The organism is Corallococcus llansteffanensis (genome assembly GCF_003612055.1).
Taxonomy (GTDB): Bacteria; Myxococcota; Myxococcia; order Myxococcales; family Myxococcaceae; genus Corallococcus; species Corallococcus llansteffanensis.
The window spans coordinates 1-4,236 of the sequence record NZ_RAWB01000736.1 but is presented as its reverse complement, the minus strand read 5'-3'; the positions used below and the strand labels follow the sequence as shown (position 1 = coordinate 4,236).

The 4,236-nt window shown below is 71.4% G+C and carries 5 protein-coding genes and 1 pseudogene; 3 read left to right on the top strand and 3 right to left on the bottom strand.

Features of this window, described 5'->3' with window-relative positions; genetic code table 11:
* Window positions 1-174: 174 nt before the first annotated feature.
* Together D7V93_RS39220 and D7V93_RS39215 are read left to right on the top strand one after the other, a co-directional pair.
* Window positions 175-522 carry a helix-turn-helix domain-containing protein gene (locus tag D7V93_RS39220; RefSeq protein WP_120648163.1) on the top strand — a complete coding sequence of 116 codons (348 nt, stop codon included), beginning with the start codon at window positions 175-177 and terminating at the stop codon, window positions 520-522.
* 78 nt (window positions 523-600) lie between these two features.
* On the top strand, window positions 601-966 hold the full coding sequence (locus D7V93_RS39215) for a response regulator (RefSeq protein ID WP_120648162.1): 366 nt from the start codon (window positions 601-603) through the stop codon (window positions 964-966).
* A 39-nt stretch (window positions 967-1,005) separates the two neighbouring features.
* Here the strand turns inward: D7V93_RS39215 and D7V93_RS39210 are convergent, their stop codons facing one another.
* The gene (locus D7V93_RS39210) at window positions 1,006-1,611 is read right to left on the bottom strand and encodes a tudor domain-containing protein (RefSeq protein WP_244237773.1); all 606 of its coding nucleotides are present in this window, start codon (window positions 1,609-1,611) and stop codon (window positions 1,006-1,008) included.
* A 115-nt stretch (window positions 1,612-1,726) separates the two neighbouring features.
* Window positions 1,727-3,265 (bottom strand): sensor histidine kinase, encoded by a 1,539-nt coding sequence (locus D7V93_RS39205; RefSeq protein WP_244237772.1) that lies wholly within the window; start codon window positions 3,263-3,265, stop codon window positions 1,727-1,729.
* 228 nt (window positions 3,266-3,493) lie between these two features.
* On the opposite strand from D7V93_RS39205, the gene D7V93_RS39200 reads away from it, so the two are divergent.
* Window positions 3,494-3,880, top strand: a complete 387-nt coding sequence (locus tag D7V93_RS39200; RefSeq protein WP_120648161.1) for a serine/threonine protein kinase — start codon at window positions 3,494-3,496, stop codon at window positions 3,878-3,880.
* On the opposite strand, the pseudogene D7V93_RS39195 reads toward D7V93_RS39200, so the two are convergent.
* Window positions 3,870-4,236 (bottom strand): annotated as a pseudogene (locus D7V93_RS39195) (hypothetical protein); the annotation flags it as partial. The gene D7V93_RS39200 and the pseudogene D7V93_RS39195 sit on opposite strands and share 11 nt — an antisense overlap.

Sequence of the window (4,236 nt, the reverse complement as noted above, 5' to 3'; positions counted from 1 at the left end):
CGGGCCGCCCCGGGTCGTCCCCGGGGACAAGGCTTCCGTCCGGCACTACACGCTCCACGGCGGGCGGCCTCCCGGGAAGAACTGCTTCCCTGCTCCCAGCACGAATGCAGGGTCCAGAGGCGAACATGGTCCCTTCACACCACGCACTACGTCCCCAAATTATCCGCCGCGAATATGGCGAAGAACCGACTGACAACGTGGACCAAGCTCCACCGACGATTTGGCGACCAGGTGCGTCGCATGCGCACCAGCCGTGAGCTGACGCAGGAAGCGCTCGCCGAGCGCAGTGACCTCTCGGTGGATGCCGTCCGCCGCATCGAGCGCGGCAGCTTCTCTCCCTCACTCGACACGCTGGGCAAGCTGTCCGTGGGCCTGGACGTGTCGCTCAAGACCCTCTTCCACACCTTCGACATGGAGCGCTCCGACGGCGTGGCGGAGATCTGCGACTACCTCGCGTGCCGCACCGGACCCGAGGTGAAGCAGGCCTGGCGCGTGCTCCAGGCCATGTTCAACGAGTCCTAGGAAACACGCACACTGCCGGTCGCACCCGGCAGATGTTCCCTGTCCACCCGGGCCGGGCCGGCCTATGGGTCGGGCTCCATGAGCCGCCCACCACCGACCCTCCTCATCGTCGAGGACGACAGCGACCTGCGCGAAGCGTTGGTGGAGATCCTGTCGGCGGAGGGCTTCACCGTCGTCGCCACCGCGAACAGGACCGAGGCGCTCGCCTGGCTGGAAGCCCACCCGCCCCCGGCGCTGGCCCTCCTGGACATGTGGACGCCGCGCAAGGACGGCTGGCGGCTGCTGGGCATCCTGCAACAGCGGCCCGCGCTGGCGGACGTGCCCGTCGTGGTCATCAGCGCCAACGAGGAGAAGCACCCGGCCATCCGCGAGGTGCTCCAGAAGCCCTTCGACCGCGACGTGCTGGTCGCGTGCGTGCGCCGGTTCGTGCAAGCCGTGCACTGAAGAAGCGGCGGGCCCTCAAAGCTTCAGGGGCCCGGGTGCTCAGGTGCCGCGCGTCTCGTGACCCAGCCGCCCCGCCACGGCCGGGTCCAGGTGGAACGAATCGAAGAAGCGGTCCGCGTCCCGGGGCGGACGGCCCTCCGGGTGGAGCAGGAGCTGCTGGTACAGGCGCGGCCCCACCATGAAGAAGCGTCCGCGCAGGCGGCGCGGGCCGGACACGCCCCCCACCTCCTGGCCCGGGAAGCCGCCCTCCATCTGGAGCGGCTTGGCGGAGATGCCCGTGGCGCCCAGGGCCTCCAGCGCGCCCTGGCTGGCGCGGTCCACCACGTCGCGCGGATCCACCTGCGCCACGGCCGCGGGCGGGAAGTCCGTGTAGGAGACGTAGTAGGCGGTGTCGTCCTCCGTGCGCGCGGAGATGAAGGTGTGCAGCGTCACCTCGCCCACGTCCGTGGGCTGCACGCGCCGCTCCTCCGTGACAGGGCCGGAGAAGGCCACGCTGAAGCCCCCTTCCGTGGACTGGACGACAGCGGGCGCGGCCTGCACGGGCTCGGCGGCGGGGCCCGGGGGCGCGGATTGCGTGCGCCCCGCGCAGCCTCCCAGCACCAGCAGGGCGGCGAGCGGCACGGCCCGGCGCGAATTCTTCATCATCCAGACTTCTCCTGACGTTGGTGCCGCAAGGTACGCCCTGCCGTGCCCGGGCGCATCCCTCCGCCGCCCCTGGCGCCATGCCGACGCGCGGCAGGCAACGGTTGGGACCCGGCCTTCAGTGCACGGCGCCGGCGGGTTCCTCGTCGTCGGAGGGGGCGGGCAGGCCCGGCGGGCCGGCGGACACCCGGGTCAGGTGGACGCGGAACACGGAGCCCTGGCCGGGCCGGCTCTCCACCTCGATGCGGCCACCGTGCGCCTCGATGATCCGGCGCGACACCGACAACCCCAGCCCCACGCCGGGGGCCCGCTGCTTCGCGTTGCCCGCGCGCTGGAACGGGACGAAGAGGCCCTGGAGCTCCTCCGGGGACATGCCGATGCCCTGGTCCGACACCGCCATCACCGCGTGGTCCCCGTCCCCCCGCACGGCCACCTCCACGCGGCTGCCCGCGGGGGAGTACTTGAGCGCGTTGCTCACCAGGTTGGTCAGCACCTGCTCCAGCCGCGCGGGGTCCGCCCGCACGAGCACGGCGGTGTCGGGCACCACCAGCTCCAGCGTGTGGCCGGAGTCGCTGGACTGGTACAGCTCCACCACGGAGCGCGCCAGCTCGCGCGTGTCGCGCACCTCCGGCTGCAGTTCCAGCTTGCCCGCCTCGATGCGCGTGGCGTCCAGCAGGTCCCCCACCATCCGGTCCAGCCGCTCCACCTGCCGGCGCACCAGCCCCAGCGTGCGCTGCATCCGCTCCGGGGTGACCTCCGCGCGGCCGGAGGACGCCAGCGACGTGGACAGCTTCAGCGCGGACAGGGGGTTGCGCAGGTCGTGCGCCACGCCCGCCAGGAACGCCAGCTGCTGCTCCTGCTGGTGGGCCAGGCTGTCCGCCATCTCGTTGAAGGTGTGGGCCATGTCGCGGATCTCCGACGGCCCCTCCTCCGGCGCGCGCGAGTCCTTGTTGCGCCCCGTGCCGAAGCCCCGCATCGCGCGCTGGAGGCCCGCCACCGGGCGCAGCGCGAAGCGGCGCAGCCAGAAGACCACCAGCCCCAGGGTCGCCAGCAGCAGCACGCCCAGCGCCAGCCCCAGCACGTTGGCCGTCTCGCTCCAGCGCGTCGCGCGCAGGCGGGCGGACTGGGCCTGGTCCACGTTGATCTGGATGAGGTGCTCCAGTGAACGCAGTGCCGCGTCCAGCGTGCCCATCACCAGCGCGTCATGCATCGCGTCGCCGCCCGTCCGGGCGGACGCCATCCGCTGCGCGTCCAGGTAGGCGGACACCACGTGCTCCACCTGCGACATCACCTTGCGCTCCTCGTCGGTGGAAGCGCTCGTGTGCAGCTCGCCCAGCTGGCGGCGCAGGTCGAATTCAATCTGCTGCGGCGAGCGCCCCCGCGAAGGGTCCACCACCATGGGCGTGTCCGGCGCCGCGATGAGGCGGGAGTGGACGAGCAGATCCACCTCCAGCTCCTCCGCCTGCCGCACCCCCTCCACGGACTCGCTCAAGGTGGACGCCATGCGCTCCAGCGCACTCGTCAACACCACGAGCAACATCGCGGAGACCACGACGAGCACGACCAGTCCACCCACCACGGTGGAGAAGAAGGCGCGCAGGCTCATCGCGCCTCCCGTGCGGGCCTCCAACCGGCGTCCAACCTCATGCTGGGGCATCCTCCCTCCGGGCGGCCTCAACCCCCATGAATGTCGCCCTCTTCCTGAGGAGCGCAACAAGCGTCCGATATCGTGGATTCACGTCCCCCCGTCCGGCAGGCCGTCTCCGGAACGCTCCGTGAAAAGGAGCCGGCCCCACGAGGCCCGGCCATGCTAGGCAGCACGCACACGCGACCCCGCGCGCTTCGTGGCACCCGGGCGTCCGCCCCTTCTTGAAGAGGTCACCCGATGGATCTGCTCTCCCCACCGGCCCGCACCCTGAACTTCGACGCCTTCTGGCGCTGGCTCCAGGAGCACACCAACTGCATCCTGCGGTGCGGCTCCGCCGACATGACGCTGTTCGACCATGACGACTTCCACTGGATGTTGATGGAGGAGGAGCGCCAGCACGTCCTCCAGCTCATCAAGGGCAAGTCCCTGGTGGGCGAGCTCGTGATGGTGGGTCGCGACGTCTCCGAGGTCAGCATCTCCCCGGACCCGGACGCCGACCCCCAGCAGGGCCACTTCCTGGTGGAGCTGATGGGCGGCCCGAAGGACGACCCCCAGGTGCTCTACCACTTCGTCATGGCCCACGGCATCGAGCCGGCCGCCGGACACCAGGGCTTCAAGCACTGAGCGCGACGCGCTCGATGGCCTCCACCGCGGCGTGGACGCCGTTCACGTAGGAAGCGGGGCGCTCGCGGGTCCCCGCATCCTCCAGCAGGGTGGCGACCCGAGCCTCGACCCGAGCCTCAAGGTCCACTGCATCCACGACGCGCTCCGAATCGGTCAGCCGCAAGGCCTGCCGGTCGTAGAGCCGGGACCGGGCCCAAGCGACGAGCGGCGTCCCCGTGGCCCGCGCCTCCTGCACCGTGTTGTAGCCGCCGGACCCCACCAGCACGTCCACGCCGGGGAGCACCGCGAGCGCCGGCCAGACGGCCAGGGCCCCATCCCCTCCCTTCCCCTCCGCGGCCGTGGGAACGAGCCACCGC